General features: G+C 67.5%; 17 protein-coding genes and 1 rRNA gene. 3 read left to right on the top strand and 15 right to left on the bottom strand.

Translation table 11 applies throughout. From position 1 onward, the window contains the following. From aceK to JWP60_RS26715, 3 genes are all read right to left on the bottom strand, one after another. On the bottom strand, nucleotides 1–1,414 hold a 1,414-nt coding region (gene aceK / locus JWP60_RS26725; protein WP_299798693.1), incomplete at its 3' end, for a bifunctional isocitrate dehydrogenase kinase/phosphatase. Between the two features lie 50 nt (nucleotides 1,415–1,464). Beyond that, on the bottom strand, nucleotides 1,465–2,643 hold the full coding sequence (locus JWP60_RS26720) for an isovaleryl-CoA dehydrogenase (protein WP_299798691.1): 1,179 nt from the start codon (nucleotides 2,641–2,643) through the stop codon (nucleotides 1,465–1,467). 44 nt (nucleotides 2,644–2,687) lie between these two features. After that, the gene (locus tag JWP60_RS26715; protein WP_299798689.1) at nucleotides 2,688–3,107 is read right to left on the bottom strand and encodes a MerR family DNA-binding transcriptional regulator; all 420 of its coding nucleotides are present in this window, start codon (nucleotides 3,105–3,107) and stop codon (nucleotides 2,688–2,690) included. 92 nt (nucleotides 3,108–3,199) lie between these two features. On the opposite strand from JWP60_RS26715, the gene JWP60_RS26710 reads away from it, so the two are divergent. Continuing rightward, a complete protein-coding gene (locus tag JWP60_RS26710) occupies nucleotides 3,200–4,276 on the top strand; it encodes an MBL fold metallo-hydrolase (protein WP_299798686.1) in 1,077 nt (358 codons plus the stop codon). 155 nt (nucleotides 4,277–4,431) lie between these two features. Here JWP60_RS26710 and JWP60_RS26705 read toward each other — a convergent pair whose 3' ends face one another. From JWP60_RS26705 to JWP60_RS26670, 8 genes are all read right to left on the bottom strand, one after another. Next, the gene (locus tag JWP60_RS26705; RefSeq protein WP_299798683.1) at nucleotides 4,432–5,340 is read right to left on the bottom strand and encodes a SprT family zinc-dependent metalloprotease; all 909 of its coding nucleotides are present in this window, start codon (nucleotides 5,338–5,340) and stop codon (nucleotides 4,432–4,434) included. Between the two features lie 44 nt (nucleotides 5,341–5,384). Then, entirely contained in the window at nucleotides 5,385–6,149 is a 765-nt protein-coding gene (locus JWP60_RS26700) for a lysophospholipid acyltransferase family protein (RefSeq protein WP_299798680.1), read from the bottom strand. Nucleotides 6,150–6,160: 11 nt separating this feature from the next. Then, nucleotides 6,161–6,733, bottom strand: a complete 573-nt coding sequence (gmhB, locus tag JWP60_RS26695) for a D-glycero-beta-D-manno-heptose 1,7-bisphosphate 7-phosphatase (RefSeq protein ID WP_299798675.1) — start codon at nucleotides 6,731–6,733, stop codon at nucleotides 6,161–6,163. A 16-nt stretch (nucleotides 6,734–6,749) separates the two neighbouring features. Then, nucleotides 6,750–8,855 (bottom strand): glycine--tRNA ligase subunit beta, encoded by a 2,106-nt coding sequence (glyS, locus tag JWP60_RS26690; protein ID WP_299798671.1) that lies wholly within the window; start codon nucleotides 8,853–8,855, stop codon nucleotides 6,750–6,752. Next, the gene (glyQ, locus tag JWP60_RS26685; RefSeq protein ID WP_299798669.1) at nucleotides 8,855–9,760 is read right to left on the bottom strand and encodes a glycine--tRNA ligase subunit alpha; all 906 of its coding nucleotides are present in this window, start codon (nucleotides 9,758–9,760) and stop codon (nucleotides 8,855–8,857) included. Before glyQ ends, glyS begins: the two co-directional genes overlap by 1 nt. Nucleotides 9,761–9,826: 66 nt before the next feature. Continuing rightward, the gene (gene lnt, locus JWP60_RS26680; protein ID WP_299798666.1) at nucleotides 9,827–11,350 is read right to left on the bottom strand and encodes an apolipoprotein N-acyltransferase; all 1,524 of its coding nucleotides are present in this window, start codon (nucleotides 11,348–11,350) and stop codon (nucleotides 9,827–9,829) included. A 20-nt stretch (nucleotides 11,351–11,370) separates the two neighbouring features. Then, on the bottom strand, nucleotides 11,371–12,249 hold the full coding sequence (locus JWP60_RS26675; RefSeq protein WP_299798664.1) for a transporter associated domain-containing protein: 879 nt from the start codon (nucleotides 12,247–12,249) through the stop codon (nucleotides 11,371–11,373). A 73-nt stretch (nucleotides 12,250–12,322) separates the two neighbouring features. Then, complete coding sequence (locus JWP60_RS26670; RefSeq protein WP_299798662.1) at nucleotides 12,323–12,979, bottom strand: GNAT family N-acetyltransferase; 657 nt, start codon at nucleotides 12,977–12,979, stop codon at nucleotides 12,323–12,325. A 141-nt stretch (nucleotides 12,980–13,120) separates the two neighbouring features. Here JWP60_RS26670 and JWP60_RS26665 point away from each other — a divergent pair, with 141 nt between their 5' ends. Continuing rightward, nucleotides 13,121–14,896, top strand: a complete 1,776-nt coding sequence (locus JWP60_RS26665) for an adenylate/guanylate cyclase domain-containing protein (RefSeq protein ID WP_299798659.1) — start codon at nucleotides 13,121–13,123, stop codon at nucleotides 14,894–14,896. Nucleotides 14,897–14,933: 37 nt separating this feature from the next. On the opposite strand, the gene JWP60_RS26660 is transcribed toward JWP60_RS26665, so the two are convergent. From JWP60_RS26660 to JWP60_RS26650, 3 genes are read right to left on the bottom strand one after another with little or no spacing between them, the layout of a single operon-like run. Beyond that, nucleotides 14,934–15,593 (bottom strand): Crp/Fnr family transcriptional regulator, encoded by a 660-nt coding sequence (locus tag JWP60_RS26660; protein WP_299798657.1) that lies wholly within the window; start codon nucleotides 15,591–15,593, stop codon nucleotides 14,934–14,936. A gap of 57 nt (nucleotides 15,594–15,650) precedes the next feature. Next, the gene (locus JWP60_RS26655; RefSeq protein WP_299798654.1) at nucleotides 15,651–16,304 is read right to left on the bottom strand and encodes a helix-turn-helix transcriptional regulator; all 654 of its coding nucleotides are present in this window, start codon (nucleotides 16,302–16,304) and stop codon (nucleotides 15,651–15,653) included. A 52-nt stretch (nucleotides 16,305–16,356) separates the two neighbouring features. Then, nucleotides 16,357–17,322: an alpha/beta fold hydrolase gene (locus tag JWP60_RS26650; RefSeq protein ID WP_299798651.1), complete on the bottom strand. Its 966-nt coding sequence runs from the start codon at nucleotides 17,320–17,322 to the stop codon at nucleotides 16,357–16,359. Nucleotides 17,323–17,379: 57 nt separating this feature from the next. Between JWP60_RS26650 and JWP60_RS26645 the strand changes: the two genes are divergently transcribed. Next, nucleotides 17,380–18,315, top strand: coding sequence for an MBL fold metallo-hydrolase (locus tag JWP60_RS26645; RefSeq protein WP_299798649.1), 936 nt, complete (start codon nucleotides 17,380–17,382; stop codon nucleotides 18,313–18,315). 59 nt (nucleotides 18,316–18,374) lie between these two features. On the opposite strand, the gene rrf is transcribed toward JWP60_RS26645, so the two are convergent. Beyond that, nucleotides 18,375–18,487, bottom strand: a 5S ribosomal RNA gene (gene rrf, locus JWP60_RS26640). Between the last annotated feature and the right edge of the window lie 9 nt (nucleotides 18,488–18,496).

The following is an 18,496-nucleotide window of genomic DNA, read 5'->3' as shown; positions in this document are numbered from 1 at the left end:
CGGGGAAGATGTTGGCCGCCACCAGTTCCTTGATGGCGTTGCCGTATTCGACGACGCCGTGCTCGATCAGCGCATCGTTGCCGGCCTGCTCGGCCCTGGACAAAAAGATGTTGAGCGGCACCATGCGACGCTCGATGTACAGATGGCGCAGGATGATCTGGCTGCCCTCGATCTCGACCAGCGATGGCGCATGGTGCATCAGCTCGGCGATCAGTTCCTCGGAAAACCGGGCAAGCGGGAAGGCGACGTTGGAATACTCGAGCGTGTCGGCCATGCGGCCGACCCGGTCGTGGTGCTTCACCAGCAGGTATTTTTCCTTGATCTGGGCGCGCGTGGTTTCCTTCGGCGCCGGGTAGAAATCCTTGATCACCTTGAACACGTACGGGAACGATGGCAGCGCGAACACCAGCATCACCAGGCCGCGGATGCCGGGAGCTGTCTCGAAGCGGTCCGAGGTGTGCTTCAGGTGCTGCAGGTAGTCGCGGTAAAACAGCGTCTTGCCCTGTTTTTGCAGGCCGAGGATGGTGTAGATTTCGCTCCGCGGCTTCCTCGGCAGCAGGCTGCGCAAGAATTGCACGTAGGCCGACGGCACTTCCATGTCGACCAAAAAATAGGCGCGGGTAAACGAGAACAGGATGGCGATCTGTTCCTGGTCGTACAGCACGGTGTCGAGCACCAGTTCGCCCTGGCGGTCGTGCAGGATCGGCACGACGAACGGGTACTCGCGGTTGCCGTTGATCGCCTTGCCGACGATGTAGGCGCCCTTGTTGCGGTAAAACAGGTTCGAGAGCACCTGGATCTGGTGGTTCGGCTCCAGCGTGTCGGGGCCGAAGATTTCCGTCAGCCGCGCTTCGACCAGGGCGATGTCGCGGTCGAGGTTGGAAAATTTGGCGTCGAGCTGGAAATTGGTGACCACCCGCTTGAGCGTGAAGCGCAGGCCGTCGATGTGGGGGTAGTAGACGCGGTAGGTCGGCAGCAGCTCTTGCGTTTCGATGTACTCGGTGGACACCACCGGCCGCACGAAAATAAAATCGTTGTGGAAATAGGTGCGGTGCAGGATGTTGCAGCAGACCGAATTAAAAAAGCTTTCGGCCAGTTCCGGCTGCTTGTGATCGGCCAGCATGCCGATGTAATGCAGCTTCAGTTCGCGCCACACCTCGTCCGTCAGCTCGCTGTGCGAATACTCGTCCTCCAGCGCCTGCACGCACTCCTGCACGCGCTTGTCGTAGAAGCCGATGCGCTCGCGCGCCGCCTGCTGGGCCACCGCCCAGGCCCCGGTTTCGAAATGGCGCTTGGCGCGCTGGCTGGTCTGGCGGAACAGGCGGTAGTGCTTGTCGAAGCCGTCGAGAATCGTCCGCGCGATATCGAATGCGATCTGGGAGGATAGCAGTTTCGGGAACGCAGCTTGGGTCATCGTGCTCTCGTTTCTTGGAAGCAGGTCGAGCGCCTATTCTAATACCGGCGCTACCTTGTTTCAGCGTACAGTTCGCGCCCGATCAGCATGCGCCGAATCTCACTGGTGCCGGCGCCGATCTCGTACAGCTTGGCGTCGCGCCACAGGCGGCCCAGCGGATAGTCGTTGATGTAGCCGTTGCCGCCGAACACCTGGATGCCCTCGCCCGCCATCCACGTCGCCTTCTCGGCGCAATAGAGGATCACCGAGGCGCAGTCCTTGCGCACCTGCCGCACGTGCTCGCTCCCCAGCTGGTCGAGGTTCTTGCCCACCGTATAGCAGTAGGCGCGTGCCGCCTGCAGGATGGTGTACATGTCGGCGAGCTTGCCCTGGATCAGCTGGAACTCGCCGATGCTCTGCCCGAACTGCTTGCGCTCGTGGACATAAGGCACGACGTTGTCCATCACCGCCTGCATGATGCCGATCGGGCCGGCGGCCAGCACGGCACGCTCGTAGTCGAGGCCGCTCATGAGGACCCTGGCGCCGCCGTTGAGAGCGCCCAGCACGTTCTCGGCGGGCACCTCCACGTCCTGGAACACGAGTTCGCCGGTGTGGCTGCCGCGCATGCCCAGCTTGTCGAGCTTCTGCGCGATCGAGAAGCCCTTCATGCCCTTCTCGATCAGGAAGGCGGTGACCCCGCGCGCACCGAGTTCCGGCTCGGTCTTGGCGTAGACCACCAGCGTGTGCGCGTCGGGTCCGTTGGTGATCCACATCTTGCTGCCATTGAGCAGGTAGCAGCCGCCCTTCTCCTGCGCCTTGAGCTTCATGGAGATGACGTCGCTGCCCGCGCCCGCCTCGCTCATGGCCAGCGCGCCCACGTGCTCACCGGAAACCAGTTTGGGCAAATACTTCTTCTTCTGCGCGTCGCTGCCGTTGCGCCTGATCTGGTTCATGCACAGGTTGCTGTGGGCGCCGTAGGAAAGCCCCACCGAGGCGGACGCGCGCGAGATTTCCTCCATCGCCAGCATGTGCGCGAGGTAACCCATGTTGGCGCCGCCGTACTCCTCGGGCACGGTGATGCCCAGCACGCCGAGCTCGCCCATCTTGCGCCACAGGTCCATGGGGAACTGATCGCTGCGATCGATCTCCGCCGCCCGCGGCGCGATCTCGCTTTGCGCAAAGGCATGCACCGTGTCGCGCAGCGCCTCGAGGTCCTCGCCGAGGCCGAAGTTCAGGCCGGGTAGCTGCATGGAGATCTCCTGGTGGCGGGAGTTGACGTTGACGTCAACGTCAATTATGCCCGGACCTTTTCCTTGTCCAGGCGGGCAAGCAGCGCCTTGGCTTCGCGCTCGTGCGCCCGGACTTCGTCGAGGTTCGTCTGCAGTTCGGCGAGCTGCTCCTCGAGCTGCTGCCGGTGCTGCGCCAGGATCGTGAGGAACTTGCGCAGTTGCGGGCCCGTGTCGCGCGGGCTGTCGTACATGTCGATGATGTCCCTGGCCTCGGTGAGCGACAGGCCCAGGCGCTTGGCGCGCAGGGTGAGCTTCAGGCGCGTGCGGTCGCGCGCGCGGTAGATGCGGTTGCGCCCGCCCGGGCCCGAGCGCTCCGGTTGCAGCAGGCCCATGTCCTCGTAGAACCGGATCGCGCGCGTGGTCAGGTCGAACTCGCGCGCGAGATCGCCGATCGTGTACGTGGTGGGAGGCTGCGTTGCGGGCATGGATGTACGGCAGGGGACAGCAGCGCCGGGCGGGGCTGCCTACAATGGCCGATTACATCTGACGTTTACGTCAACGTCAATTTGCGCTGCCCATGAACCTCCTCGAACGAGAACTGCAGTACCCGCTGGGCGATACCCTGCCGGCCCCCGGAAGCAGCATCGAGCTGGCACCCGGCGTCCGCTGGATCCGGATGGCGCTGCCCTTCGCGCTGGATCACATCAACCTGTGGCTGCTGCGCGATACGCTGGACGGCCGCGAGGGCTGGACGGTGGTGGACTGCTGCGTCAGCCGCGACGAGGCCAAGGCGCAGTGGGAGCAGATCTTCGCGCACGAGTTGCGCGGCCTGCCGGTGCTGCGCGTGGTCGTCACGCACATGCACCCGGACCACCTCGGGCTGGCGCACTGGATCTGCGAGCGCTGGAGCACGGCGGAACACGAGTGCCGCCTCTGGATCAGCGCCACCGACTACGGCGCCGCGCGGCTGGCCACGCAGAGCACCACCGGTTTCGGCGGTGAAGGCGCCGCGCGCTTCTTCGCCGCGCATGGCCTGGTCGATCCGGAGGCCCTGGAGCGCATCCGCGGCCGCACGCACTACTACCCGAGCCTGGTGCCAGCGCTACCAGCGCACTATCGCCGCATGCAGGACGGCGACGTGATCCGCATCGGCGCGCATGACTGGCGCTGCATCGCCGGTTTCGGCCATGCGCCGGAGCACATCGCGTTGTATTGCGAGGCGCTGAAGGTGCTGATTGGCGGCGACATGATGCTGCCGCGCATTTCCACCAACGTGAGCGTGCACGAGATGGAGCCGGAGGCGGATTCGCTGGCGCTGTTCCTGGCCTCCATCGACCGCTTCCGCGGCCTGCCCGAAAACACGCTGGTCCTGCCCTCCCACGGCAAGCCCTTCCGCGGCCTGCATGCTCGCATCCGGCAACTGCACGAGCATCATCGGGACCGGCTGGCCGAGGTGCTGGCAGCGGCGCAGGAGCGAGCGCTGTCCGCGCACGACACGCTGCCGATCCTGTTCAAGCGGCCGCTGGACCTGCACCAGATGACGTTCGCGATGGGGGAAGCGGTGGCGCACTTGCACGCGCTTTGGCATGCGGGGAAGGTGACGCGGGCGCGCGATGGCGCGGGGGTTTGGCGGTTCTCGGCGCTCGGTGGCTGACCGAGGAAATTTGAACGCAGAAGACGCAGAAGTGACCCAGAAGTCGCAGAAAGGAAATCAGGAAAATCCTCTGACTTCTTTCTTCTGCGATTTCTGCGTCACTTCTGCGTCTCTGCGCTTGAACTGTCGAACGCACCACCGCACTCAGCACGAACTCACCAGGCCGGCAGCGCCTCGTCCTTCAAGGCGCCGCGCAGCTCGGGATAATTCGGCACCACCGACTTCACCGTGTCCCAGAAGCGCGGGCTGTGGTCCATCACGCGCAGGTGGCTCAGTTCGTGGGCGACCACGTAGTCGATCACCGGCAGGCGGAAGTGCACCAGGCGCCAGTTCAGGCGGATCGAGCCATCGTTCTTGGCAGTGCCCCACAGCGTCCCGGCGCTGCTGAGGGTGAGCTTGCGCCACTGCACGCTCAGCTGCGGCGCATAGTGATTCAGGCGCTCGATGAACAGGCTCCTGGCCTGCCGCATCAACCAGGCCTGCACCGCGTCGCGGATCTGCGCCGGCTGCGCGTTCTGCGCCAGGCCGACGTGCAACGTGTGGCGGGCCACGCCGGGCAGCGTGCTGGTGTCGCTGTGCAGCACGGCGCCGGCCTCGCGGAAGTCATGCCGCGGATCCAGCACCACGATCACCGCCTCGCCCAGGTAAGGGAAGGTCGCGCCGTCCTGCCATTCGATGCGGGCGGCGGCCAGGCGCTCCTGGCGCTCGCGCGCGGCTTCGAGCTTGTTGACGATCCAGCCCGCCTTGCTGCGGATGGCGCGATCGACCTCGCCCAACGTCACCCAGCGCGGCGCGCTCACCACCAGGCCTTCGGCGCCGACGGCGAAGCCGATGTTCTTGCGCTTGGCACGCCGGAATTCGTAGGCGACCAGGACCTCCCCCAGACGCGCCTCGCGATTCGCATCGGGATGCCGGAAGGCCTGCGGCGCGAGCAGGCCGGCCAGCGGCTCGCCCGGCGAGAGCTCGAGATCTTCGGTGGGGACCGTGGGCGCCGGCCGCGGCGCGAGAGGGATGGGTTTCGGCTCGTCGAACAGGTCGAGAAGAAGCTGAAACGGCGACTGCATGGGCCGCGATTTTACGGGCCCTGGCAATCCCTTGCCAACGGGCGTTACACCTGCGCCGGTTCGCCCGCGCCAGCGTGCGCGTAGGCCGCGGGATCGAGGCGGCGCATCTCGCCCTCGATCCAGGACTGCACTTCACGCATCAGTTCGTCGGCCGTGCGGCCGGCGCTGGGAATCGGCTTGCCGATGGACACGTGCACGGTGCCCGGATGCTTGACGAAGGCCTTGCGCGGCCAGCACTGGGCCGAGGCCACGGCCACCGGGATTACGGGCGCGCCGGTGGCGACCGCCAGCCGGGTGCCGCCGGACTTGTAGCTGCCGGCCTGGCCGCGCGGGATGCGCGTGCCTTCGGGGAACATGATCACCCACACGCCCTGCGCCAGCAGGCGCCTGCCCTGCTCCACCACCTTGTTGAAGGCCTGGGCGCGCCGGTTGCGGTCGATGTGCACCATGTCCAGCCGGCCGATCGCCCAGCCGAAGAACGGGATGTACAGCAGCTCCTTCTTGAACACAAAGGCCAGCGGATGCGGCATCAACACCGGCATCAGGAAGGTCTCCAGCGTCGACTGGTGCTTGACCAGCAGGACCGCCGGACTGGTCGCGCCTTGCGGCAGGTTGTCGTAGCCATGCACCTGCCACTGCACGCCGCAGATCACGCGCAAACCCACCATCACCTGGCGCAGCCACGCCTGGGCGATGCCATACAGGCGCACCGGCGAGGCGAAGGGCGCGCAGACCAGGATGGCGATGGCATAAGGCACCACCGTCACCAGCATCCACAGGGCGTGGAGGCAAGAGCGCAGGAAATTCATGCAGGAGTCTCTCAGGAAGGCATGCGCGGCACCGAGCCGCTGCGCGAGATCAGCCAGTCGGCAAAGGCGCCGAGGTCGTGGTGCACGCGCGTGTGCGAGGGGTACTCGCCCGGCATCGGCTGGCCGCGCAGCGCTTCGGCCTTGCCGGTGAGCACCAGGTGCGGCTGGCAGCCCACTGCGGCGCCGGCCTGCAGGTCGCGCGGCGTGTCGCCCACCACGTGCGTGGCGCGCAGGTCCACGCCGAAGCGCTCGCCGATCTGCTCGAACAGGCCGGGCAAGGGCTTGCGGCACTGGCAGCCTTCGTCCGGGCTGTGCGGACAGTAGAAGACGGCGTCGATGCGCCCGCCCAGCGCCGCCAGCGCCTTGTGCATCTTGGCGTGGATCGCATTGAGCGAAGCGACGTCGAACAGGCCGCGGCCCAGCCCCGACTGGTTCGACGCCACGGCAACGTGCCAGCCGGCGTGGTTCAGGCGCGCAATCGCCTCCAGCGCGCCCGGCAGCGGCACCCATTCCTCGGGCGTCTTGATGAAGACGTCGCTGTCGATGTTGATCGTGCCGTCCCGATCGAGGATGACGAGCTTCATGGAAGGTTTGGAGGGTTTATTGGGCAAGGCGTGACAGGTCCGCGACCCGGTTCATGGCCTGGTGCAGCGTGGCCAGCAGTCCGAGCCGATTGAGCCGCAGGTCCGCCTGCTCCGCGTTCACCATCACGTCGTCGAAGAAAGCATCGACCGGGCCGCGCAGCGCGGCGAGCGTCTGCAGCGAACCCGTGTAGTCGCCGGCTTCGAACTGCGCGCGCGCCTGGGGCGCGATCTTCTGGGTCGCCGCATGCAGGTCCTTCTCGGCGTCCTCCTGCAGCAGTTGCGGGTTGACGTGGGCGTCGGCCCGCTCGGCCTTCTTCAGGATGTTGCCGATGCGCTTGTTGGCGGCGGCCAGCGCCGGTGCTTCGGGCAAGGCGGCGAAGGCGCGCACGGCAGCCAGGCGCTTGACGACATCGCCGAGGCGCTGGGGCCGCAGCGCCAGCACCGCCTCGACTTCCTGTGCGCTGTAGCCCTGCTCGCGCAGCAGGCCGGCGAGCCGGTCGTAGATGAAATCGGCGAGCTGTTCGGCGGTGCCGGCCGGCGCCTGCGGGAACCGGCCCAGGGCCTGCGCGACCAGCGTGCCCAGGTCCAGCGGCAGGTCCTTTTCCATCAGCATGCGAACGATGCCAAGCGCATGGCGGCGCAGTGCGAACGGATCCTTGTCGCCCGTGGGCAGCTGGCCAATGGCGAACAGGCCGGCCAGCGTCTCGAGCTTGTCGGCCAGTGCGACGATCAATCCGACCTGGTTGCGCGGCAGCGCGTCGCCGGCAAAGCGCGGGCGATAGTGGTCCTCGATGGCGAAGGCGACGTCCTCGCCCAGGCCATCGTGGCGCGCGTAGTAGCCGCCCATGACACCCTGCAACTCCGGGAACTCGCCGACCATGTCGGTCAGCAGGTCCGCCTTGGCCAGGCGCGCCGCCACGTCGGCCTGCTGCGCAAGTCCGTCATTGCCCAATGGGGCGGCAATGGCCCGGGCGATGGCGCGCACGCGCTCGATGCGCTCGCCTTGCGTGCCCAGCTTGTTGTGATACACGACCTTCGCCAGTCCCGCCACGCGCGACTCCAGCGTCTTCTTGCGGTCCTGGTCGAAGAAGAACTTGGCGTCGGCCAGGCGCGGGCGCACCACGCGCTCGTTGCCGCCGATGACCGCGCTGGGATCCTCCGGCCGGATGTTGCTGACGACCAGGAAGCGGTGGGTCAGCTTGCCCTGCGCGTCCAGCAGCGGGAAGTACTTCTGGTTGGCCTTCATCGTGAGGATCAGGCACTCCTGCGGCACTTCCAGGAATTCCGTCTCGAAGGCGCAGGTCAGCACGTTCGGTCGCTCCACGAGCGCGGTGACTTCGTCCAGCAGCGCGTCGTCCTCGATGGGACGCGCGCCACCGCCGACGCGGGCGGCGGCCTCCTGCAACTGGCGCACGATTTCCGCGCGCCGCTCGCCAAAGCCGGCGATCACGGCGCCGTCCCGCGCGAGCGTGGCAGCGTACTGGTCGGCGTCCTTGAAGCTCACGGTGGGCGCCGCCGCCTCGAACCGGTGTCCCTGCGTGCTGCGCCCGGCCTGCAGCCCGAGCGCCTGCACCGGCACGACCTCGCTGCCATGCAGCGCGACCAGCGCATGCGCAGGGCGCACGAACTTCACGTCGGTCCAGCCATCGGCCAGCTGGTAAATCATCACCTTGGGAATCGGCAGCTTGGCGATGCTTTCCGCCAGCGCCTTCTGCAGGCCGTCGGCCAGCGACACGCCCTTGACGGTGCTGTCGTGAAAGAGCGCCTCCGCCTTGCCGTCCATGGCGCGCTTGAGCTTGGTCACCGCGGATGCATCGGCGCCCAGCGCCTGCAGCTTTTTCAGCAGCGCCGGCGAGGCGTTGCCCGCGGCATCGAGGCCCACGCTCACGGGCATCAGCTTCTGCGACACCGACTTGTCCGCGGCCTGCGAAGCGACGGCCGTGATGTGCGCGGCGAGCCGCCGCGGCGACGCGTAGGCGGTCAATTGCGATTCACCGGAGGCCAGGCCCTGCGCCTTGAGCTGTTCGAGCAGCACGCCGGCAAACGCTTCGCCCAGTTTCTTCAGCACCTTGGGCGGCAGCTCTTCGACAAAGAGCTCCACGAGGAGATTCTGTACGGGCATCACGCCGCCTTCTTCTGCATGTCGGCCACCCACTCGCGCGGCGCCATCGGGAAGCCCAGGCGCTCCCGGCTTTCGTAGTAGCTCTGGGCGACGCTGCGCGCCAGGTTGCGGATGCGGCCGATGTAGGCCGCGCGTTCGGTCACGCTGATCGCGCCGCGCGCATCGAGCAGGTTGAAGCTGTGCGCGGCCTTCAGCACCTGCTCGTACGCGGGCAGCGCGAGCTGCTGCTCCACCAGATGCTTGGCCTGCTTCTCGTAGGCCGAAAAGGCGGTGAACAGGAACTCGGCATCGCTGTGCTCGAAGTTGTAGGTGGACTGCTCCACCTCGTTCTGATGGTAGACGTCCCCGTACGAGAGCCCTGACGTCCACTTCAGGTCATAGACGTTGTCGACGCCCTGCAGGTACATGGCCAGGCGCTCGAGCCCGTAGGTGATCTCGCCCGTGATCGGCTTGCAGTCGATGCCGCCCACCTGCTGGAAGTAGGTGAACTGCGTGACCTCCATGCCATTGAGCCAGACCTCCCACCCCAGGCCCCAGGCGCCCAGCGTCGGGTTCTCCCAATCGTCCTCGACGAAGCGGATGTCGTTCTTCTTGAGGTCGAAGCCCAGCGCCTGAAGTGAGCCGAGATACAGCTCCAGGATGTTGGCCGGCGCCGGCTTGAGCACCACCTGGTACTGGTAGTAGTGCTGCAGGCGGTTGGGGTTCTGGCCATAGCGGCCGTCCTTGGGGCGGCGGCTGGGCTGCACATAGGCGGCCTTCCACGGCTCGGGGCCCAGCGCGCGCAGGAACGTCGCGGTGTGCGAGGTCCCGGCGCCGACTTCCATGTCGTAGGGCTGGAGCAGCGCGCAGCCCTGGGCGTCCCAGTACGACTGCAGCTTCAGGATGATTTGCTGGAATGTGAGCATAGGCGACGGTGGCGGGCGGGCCGCTCCCGGGTCGGCGCGACCCGGTGGGCCGCGGAACCTTCCATTTTAGGGCTGCGGCCGCCGGCGGCGCTCAAGCAGTGCAACGAGGACGGCCGCTCCCGCCAGTGCCCACAGCGGCGCCAGGCCGACGTGCGCCACCCAGCGCGCGAACGGGGTCAGCCTCGTGCCCCCTTCGACCTCGCCGACCAGCACTCCGCGGGTGTAGCGCTTGAGGCCCTGCGTGACGTGGCCGAAGCGATCGATGATGACGGTGGCGCCCGTGTTGGTGGCGCGGATCATCGGCCGCTCGAATTCCAGCGCGCGCATGCGGCTGATCTGCAGGTGCTGGTCGATGGCCACGCTGTCGCCGAACCAGGCCATGTTGCTCAGGTTGACGAAGATGGTGGGGGCGGTGGCGGGGTCGCGGAAGCGCGCGCCCAGTTCCTCGCCGAACAGGTCTTCGTAGCAGATGTTGGGCGCGAGCCGCTGCCCCTGCCAGGCAAACGAGGGCTGGCCCACGTCGCCGCGATTGAAATCGCCCAGCGGAATGTTCATCATCCGCGTGAACCACTTGAACAGCGGCGGGATGAATTCGCCGAAGGGCACCAGGTGGTGCTTGTGATAACGATAGCCCGCATCCCCCGGCTTGAAGCCCATGACCGAGTTGGTGTAGCCCCGGTCCTCGTCGCCCAGCGGGATGCCGAACAGCGCCGCACGGCCGTCGCTGCCGAACAGCTCGCGCAGCGCTTCGAGATAGCCGTCGGGCAGCTGCGCAGGCAGCAGCGGGATGGCCGTCTCCGGCGCGACAACCAGCTGCGCGTCGCTATCGCGCAGCATGCGGCCGTACCAGGCCAGCGCCAGCGGGATGCCGGTGCCGCCTTCGAACTTCTCCTCCTGCGGGATGTTTCCCTGCAGCAGGGCGACGCGCAGGCGCGGGGCCCCGGAGGGTGCGCCCGGGGCGGCACTCACCTGCGCGTTGCAGGCGGCCAGCAGGGCGGCGCTGCCCGCGATCGCCAGCCAGTACCGCCAGGAGCTGCGCGCACTGCGTTGCGCCAGCAGTGACACCAGGCACGCGATCCACGCCGCGGCCGCGCCTATCCCGTACACCCCCACCCAGGGGGCGAGCGCAGCCAGCGGGCCGTCGGTGTGCGCATACCCTCCGGCGCCCCAGGGCAAGCCGGTGTAGAGCGTGCCGCGCAGCAACTCCGCGCCCGTCCACAGTCCCGCGAACAGCGCGGCATCGCGCCAGGGCCGGCCACTGCGGCCCGCCACGAACAGCGCCGCCGCGAGTGCGTAGTCGAGCGAAAGGAAGATGGCCAGCAGCAGCACCGCGCAGGCGGCGAGCGGCGCGGCCAGCCCGCCGTAGACGTGCATGGAGATGTAGAACCACCAGAACGTGCCGGTGAGCCAGGCCGTCGCGAAGATGGACGCCAGCAGTGCGGCGCGCCGCCAGGACACCTGCCGCTGCAACAGCGCCGCGAAGCCCGCGAGCGAGAGCAATTGCAGCCACCACAAGGGCTGGCCCGTAGCCGGCCAGGCCAGCGAGAAGGCCTGCAGGAGGCCCGCGACGACCACTGCCGCGACCGGCATCGCCCACGATCGCAAGGCAGTCAAGCGGACGTGCCGTCGGGTTCGGCCGGCGAGACCTTGAACCAGCGGACCGCGCCGCCCTTGGTGTGCAGCACCACGAACTGCAGGCCGGCCAGCTCCAGCGTTTCGCCGCGCTTGGGCACGTGGCCCATGCGGTGCGCGATCAGGCCGCCGATGGTGTCGAATTCGCGCTCATCCTCGACGTCTGCCAGCTTGACCGCAAAGGCCTCGTTGACGCGCGCGATCGAGGTGTCGCCGCTGACCCGATAGGTGCGGTCAGCCAGGCCGAAGATGTCGCCCTCGTCCTCGACGATGTCGAACTCGTCCTCGATCTCGCCGACGATCTGCTCCAGCACGTCCTCGATGGTGATCAGCCCGGCCACCCGGCCGAATTCGTCGATCACGATCGCCAAATGGTTGCGGTTGCCGCGGAACTCGCGCAGCAGGTCGTTCAGGCCCTTGCTCTCGGGCACGAAGGTCGCCGGCCGCAGCAAGGCCCGGATATTGAGGGCCGGCGCCCGCTGGAGCTTGAGCAGGTCCTTGGCGAGCAGGATGCCGATGATGTTCTCGCGGTCGCGCTCGTACACCGGAAAGCGCGAGTGCGCGGTGTCGATGACCAGGTGCAGGATGTCGTCGTAGTCCGAGTCGATGCTGATCAGGTCCATGCGCGGCGCCGCGACCATGACGTCTCCCGCCGTGAGTTCGGCCATGCGGATCACGCCCTCGAGCATCACCCGCGACTCGGGGCCGATGATGTCGTTGTCCTCGGCGTCGGCGAGCGTCTCGATCAATCCGGCCGTCGAGTCGGGTCCGGGGTGGATGAACTCGGCGACTTTTTGCAGGAACGTTCGCTTGTCCGGCCTTTCGGGCGCAACACGCGCAGGGTGTGGTTCTGACACAGCCGTGAGGCAGCAGTGGAGGGACGCATAGGATACCGGATTGGCTGGGCACGATGGCTCAGCCGCTGCGGCTCTACCGGCCGCTCTTTCCGCGGGCGCCGCTCGCACCGCGCCGGATCTCCTGCAGGCGGCCCAGAAAGTGCAGGAAGTTGCGCGCCTGCTTCTTGATCCGATAGTCCGCCTGCGCCACCTGCTCGTCGAGGATGGCGCTCACGCGGCTGTCCAGGGTTGCCGGCGGCAAGCGCAGGTAAGCCTCGGTCTCGCTGCCGGCGCGCTCGAGCGTCGCGCCGCCATGGCGGGCAATGCGGATCATCGCGATGTTCTCCGACAGCGCGTGGATGAACATCAGTTCCGCACCCTCGTTGCGCGCATGCCGCACGGCCGTCTCGAACAGGCGCGTGCCATAGCCGCGCCCTCGCGCCCTTGGCACCACGGAGACGGCGAACTCCACACCGGCGGGCGTGTCGGGCTCGTGCGGGATGAAGGCCAGGTGCGCCATCGCGATCAGGTCGAGACGGCGGTTGAAGATGCCGAAGATGTCGTCGCGGTCGAAGTCCAGATGCTCGACGTAGCGACGCACCTGCTCCTCGCCGGCCGCATACCCGAAGCGCAGATAACGATCGTGCGCATCCAGCGCCAGCAGGTGCGCGGCAATGCGATTGCGGTGCCCGGCGCCGAGCGAACGATTTGGCACCGTGCTGCTGCCGCGTGACGAAGGCTGCTCGATCATCGTGAGACTGTAGGGGTTTGCCCGAGCGTCGGAAAGGTGACGAACGACGTCACTGCTCAAACGCGCCGCAACCGGCACTGACGGCGGGCAAGGAAAGACACATCGTGCTACAACTAAGCAGGCAATATTCCTAACCACTCGATGACCATCTCCCGGTTCGTCACCACCCGCTTCGCTCGACCCACGAAGGTCATCGTGGTGGCCGACGTCGTGGAATCGGTGCGCCTGATGGAGCAGGACGAGAAGGAATTCATCGGTCGCTGGCAGCGTTTTGTGGCCTATGCCCAGCAACGCGTGCCGGAGGACAGCGGGCGGCTGCACAAGAGCCTGGGCGACGGCCTGATGCTGGAGTTCTCCGATCCGCGCGGCTGCATTCGCGCGGCACTTGCCATGCAGACATGGTTCCATGCGGTCAACGAGCAACTGCCGCCCGAGCAGCACGTGCATCTGCGCATTGGGGCGCACGTCGCAGAGTACGTGGCGGACCAGTACGACATCTACGGTACCGACGTGAATCTCGCAACGCGCATCGCGACCCTTGCGGGACCGGGCGAGATCGTGATCTCCGCAGCCTTGCGCGACCGGTTGGGCCGCTCGCCGGGCATTCCGCTGGAGGACCTGGGCAGCTGCCACCTCAAGCACGTGAAGCAGCCGGTGCACGCTTGGCGCATCGGTGCGGCCGGCATGGCGCCGGTGATGCATGCGCAGCCGCTGCAGGCCGGGGGCTTGCGCGCCACGGTGGCGGTGCTGCCATTCAGCACCGAGGGCGCGGCCCCGGACGGCGTCAGCGGCGAGACCCTGGCCGATGAACTGGTCGCCGCACTCGCGCGCAGCGACGCACTGCAGGTCGTGTCGCGCATGACCACGGCGCCGCTCGACGCCGGGCGCCACTCGCTCTCCACCGTGGCAAGCCAGGTGGGCGCGCGCTATGTGCTGACCGGCCGCGCGCGACGCCATGCTGCCGGCGGGCTCGGCTTGTATGCGGAGCTGGCCGATGCACGCACGGCCCACGTGATCTGGGCCGAGAGCTTCGACGGGGAGCCGCGCGCGTCGGCGGCAGTGGATCCGCACTTGCTGGCGCGCATCGTGTCCGCGGTGCATGCGTCGGTGATCCACCGCGAGATCGAACTGGCGAACGGACAGCCCATGCCCGCGCTGGAAGGCGCCACGCTGCTGGTGGCGGCGATGGGCCTGATGCACAGGCTGTCGCCCGTGGACATGGACTGCGCGCGCTGCATGCTGGAACACCTGGTGGAGCGTTGGCGGCGGCACGCCTCGGCCCACGCCTGGCTGGCGCACCTGCACGTGCTGCGGGTGCAGCAGGCCGGCTCGGGCATCACCGGACACGACCAGGCGCTCGCGCGCGCGCACGCCGCCGCCGCCGTGCAGAACGATCCGGGCTCGCCGCTCGTGCTGGCCGTCGACGGCCACGCCACGCTGCATGGCGCAGGCAACCTGGAAGGCGCGGCCGATCGCTATGCGCAGGCGCTCAGCCTGCGTTCGGACCATTCGCTGGCGCTGTTGTTCCAGGCGGAGTTGCTGGCGATGCAGGGCTTGTCGCGCGCGGCACGCGGTGCGGCCAGCCGGGCGGCGCAGACCCTCACACTGGAGCCGCTGCGATACCTCTACGACGCCATCGCCGCGCTGGCGGCGTTGAGCGACGGCGACGTGTCGGCCGCGGTTTCGCTGGCGCAGCAGTCGCTGCAGCGCAACCCGCGCTACCTGCCCGTGTGGCGCACGCTGGTGGCGGCCCAGGTGGAAAGCGAAATGATGGGCGAGGCGCGGGCCAGCCAGCAGCGCCTGATGCGCAGGCAGCCTGCTTTCAGCGTTTCGGGCTTCCTCGCGTCGACGCCCATGGGCGAGGAACTGGCGACGCGTCTGGGCGACGCAATGCTGCGCGCGGGAGCGCCGGCGTGATGGACGCTGTCCCGCCTGGCAGCGGGCATGCGCCGCCTCACCAGCGGGCGGGCAGCTTCTTCTTCAGGGTGATGCGCTTGATGCCCAGTTCGACGTAGCCGCCTTTTTCGAGATCCTTCAACAGCCGGCTGACCATCTCGCGCGAGGCGCCGACCCGGCTGGCTATCTGCTGGTGGGTGATCTGCGTGAGCTGCACGGGGCCGAGGTTGGTGGCCGGGCCATGCTGGCCCTCGAGCGTGTGGATCACGCGGCCATAGACATCGAGCAGCGCCATCTGGCGCGCCGTCTCGGTGGCGGAACGGGCGCGGCGGATCACCTGCGTGACCAGCGTGAATGCGAAGCTGGGCTCGTCGGCCAGGTGCTGCGCCACGGCGGCGCGGGAGACGAGGGAGCAGAGGCTGGGTTCGAGCGTCATGACCGAGGCCGAGCGCGGCCCGCCATCGAGCGACATCTCGCCGAAGTAATCGCCGGCGTGGATGGTGCCGTAGGTGATCTCGCGACCGTTCTCGTCGGTGGCATACACCTTGACCTGGCCTTGCAGGAGCACGAACAGGGAATCGCCGACCTCCCCCTCGTTGAGGATGATCGTGTTCTTGCGGTAGCTGCGGACGATACCGCGCTCGGCGAGGCGGGCAATAGCAGGCTCGAGCTGCGCGATCAGCTTGTCCTGCTCCATGACAGTCCTGGACCCGTTCATGGCGTCGTCCCCCCTAACCGAAAACTCTAGCATTAACCGGCAGCCACGGCGAGAGGTCTAATGGAGGGGATCCTGCAGATGGGCCGCGCCGATGGGGGGCAGCACGGCCACCTGGCCGACCAGGGCGCGGACACCGTTGGAGTGCGTCTTGGCGCACAGGCTGCGAACGTGGCTGCGCACGGTGGACACGGCGACGTTGAGCTGCACCGCGATCTCGGGCGCCGAATAGCCTTGGCAGAGGATGGAGAGCACCTGCTCCTCGGAGGGCGTGAGGCCGTGCGTGCGGGCGAAGAAGCAGAGCATCACCGCGTCGACGACGGTGGCGCGCGAGAGCACCAGCGCCACCGGCGGATTGCCGTGATGGCGCTCCGAGCGCAGCGGCACGACAGCGATGCTCAGGCGGCCGCGGGTGGGCGAACGCAGGGCGATGAGGCTGCGGCGGCCGGTCTCGGCCTTGGCCAGCGCCTGCTGCAGGACGCGCGCCTGGGTGGCGTCGACCGTGTGCAGGTGACCTTCGTTGACCGAGATCACCTGGCGGCGGGCGAGCTCGTGCCGCGCCGCCTGGTTGGCGTGCAGCAGTTGCCCCTTGAGCGACGCCAGCAGCACGCCATAGGCCAGCTCGTCCATGATCAGCGAGAGGCCGGTGGCGGCCAGGTCGGCCCGGCCGCCGGCAAATGCGGCGCCTAGCGCGCCATCGAGAACTCCGTCCATGTCTTTCCCCCTCAATTAGAGGAAGAGCTTAAGAAGCATGCCAGCATCTTCGTTAGCCATTTTCCGCGCCAATTCCGGTGACAAATTCACCTTGACGCGATGACTGCTCCCGGTGCAGCAGCTGAACGCAGGCGTCATGGACGGCCGGATGGAATGCCAGGGCGACGTGCGCCTCGCCGGGCAAGAAGCGGTTGTCCGCCCCGCCAAGGGTAGCGGTGGACGAGGGGAAAACGACGTTGTCGCAGTTGGAATACCAGCAGGTCGTGGGAGGCAGGGGATGGCGCAGCTCGTCCGTCTGGAGTGCGGCGATCCAGGCGCTCTTCAACCGCATCTGCCGGCCGTTGACCTTGTGGCTGAAGCGGGCGACCCAGGTGCCTCGGTGGGGGGAGGCGATCGTGACCAGGTGCGCCACCGCCGTGCGGCCGCCGCTGGCGCGCCACCAGGCGCGGGCAGCGAGTCCGCCCATGCTGTGGCAGACGAGCACGGGTGCCCGTCCGGTGACTTTCGTCATGCGGCGCACGGCAGCGTCGATCTGTTCGGCGTAGCTGTCGATCGAACCGTAGACGGGCTCGAGATTCATGGCCAGGCAAGGATGGCCGGCGCTGCGCAATCGTCGCAGCCAGGGCGTCCAGAAGCCGCGGTTGCAGACGAAACCGTGGACCAGCACGACCCCGACACGGCCTTCGCATCCGGCATCGAGATGGTCCTCCACCTCACGCCAACGGAATGGCTGGCGCCACGCGAACGTGTGGTGGAAATGGCGGACTTCGGAGATCCAGGCACGGATCAACTGCGTGCCCGACGCTCGTGGGACCGTGGTATCTGACCTCGCCAGAGATGAAGCGATGCAGAGTTCCAGGGCAAGGATCAGGGAGGGCAGCGCCAGCACGAGGGCAGCGCCCGCGAAGGCAAGCAAGGGCGAGTGCGGCCATCGCCACGCCAGCCAGAGAGCGGCGGCGAGACACAGCGCGGCCCAGGAGAGCTGCAGGCGGCGCGCAAGACTCGACGCGGTCGGCATGGGCCAGTATCCCATGCCGGTCGGGCGGCGCTTGTGCGCGTTTGGCATGATCGGCCCATGCCGGTTAACTCTCCTTTCGCCCGCCTGTTGCCCGATGGCGTGACCGTGCTGGAACGGGGGTGGCTCTCCTCGAACATGGTCGTCCTGCGCGACGACGCTGCAGTGGCGGTGGTGGACAGCGGCTATTGCACGCATGCGGCGCAGACGCTCGGCTTGGTGGCCAGCGCGGCCGGCGGCCTGCCGGTGACGACACTGGTCAATACCCACCTTCACAGCGACCACTGCGGAGGCAACGCCGCCTTGCAGCAGGACCATCCCCACATCCGCACGCTGATTCCGCCCGGCCTCGCCGCCGCAGTAGAGGAGTGGGACGAGGAGGCGCTGACCCACCGCCCCACGGGGCAGCAGTGCCCGCGCTTTCGCTTCGACGGCACGCTCGGGCCCGGAGCCGCGGTGCGGCTCGGCCTGCTGACCTGGGAGGTGCACGCGGCGCCGGGGCACGATCCGCACTCGATCATCCTGTTCGAGCCGGAATCACGCGTGTTGATTTCAGCCGACGCCCTGTGGGAGCGTGGATTCGGCGTCGTCTTTCCGGAGCTGGAAGGCGAGCATGGCTTCGACGAAGTGGAGGCAACGCTGGCCCTCATCGAGCGCCTGCGGCCCGCCGTGGTGGTGCCAGGGCATGGCGCTGTTTTTTCGGACTTTGCCGCGGCCTTGTCGACTGCGCGCGGCAGGCTTGCGTCGTTTCGTGCCGATCCGCGCCGGCACGCGTCGCATGCGGCGAAGGTGCTGCTTAAATTCAAGCTGCTGGAATGGCAGCAGATTGCGTTGGAGGTGCTGCTGCGGTGGTCGCAAGACACGCCGTACTTCGGCACGCTGCACGAGCGCTTTTTCCGAGCTTCGTCGTTCCAGGATTGGGTGAAATCCCTGATCGCGGATCTCGCCCGCTCGGGCGCGGCCGTCAGCGACGGAACGACCGTCTCGAACCATTGAATGGCGTGCACAAAGCAAAAGGCCCGGCATTTCTGCCGGGCCTTTGTGCCGTTTTAACAGCCTGACGATGTCCTACTTTCACACGGGAACCCGCACTATCATCGGCGCAGAGGCGTTTCACTGTCCTGTTCGGGATGGGAAGGAGTGGGACCACCTCGCTATGGTCATCAGGCATAACTTT

Origin of the sequence: Ramlibacter sp. (genome assembly GCF_028291745.1) — a bacterium.
Classification (GTDB): domain Bacteria; phylum Pseudomonadota; class Gammaproteobacteria; order Burkholderiales; family Burkholderiaceae_C; genus Ramlibacter.
Note: the sequence above shows the minus strand (reverse complement) of the source record. Positions and strands in the feature narration are given on the sequence as shown.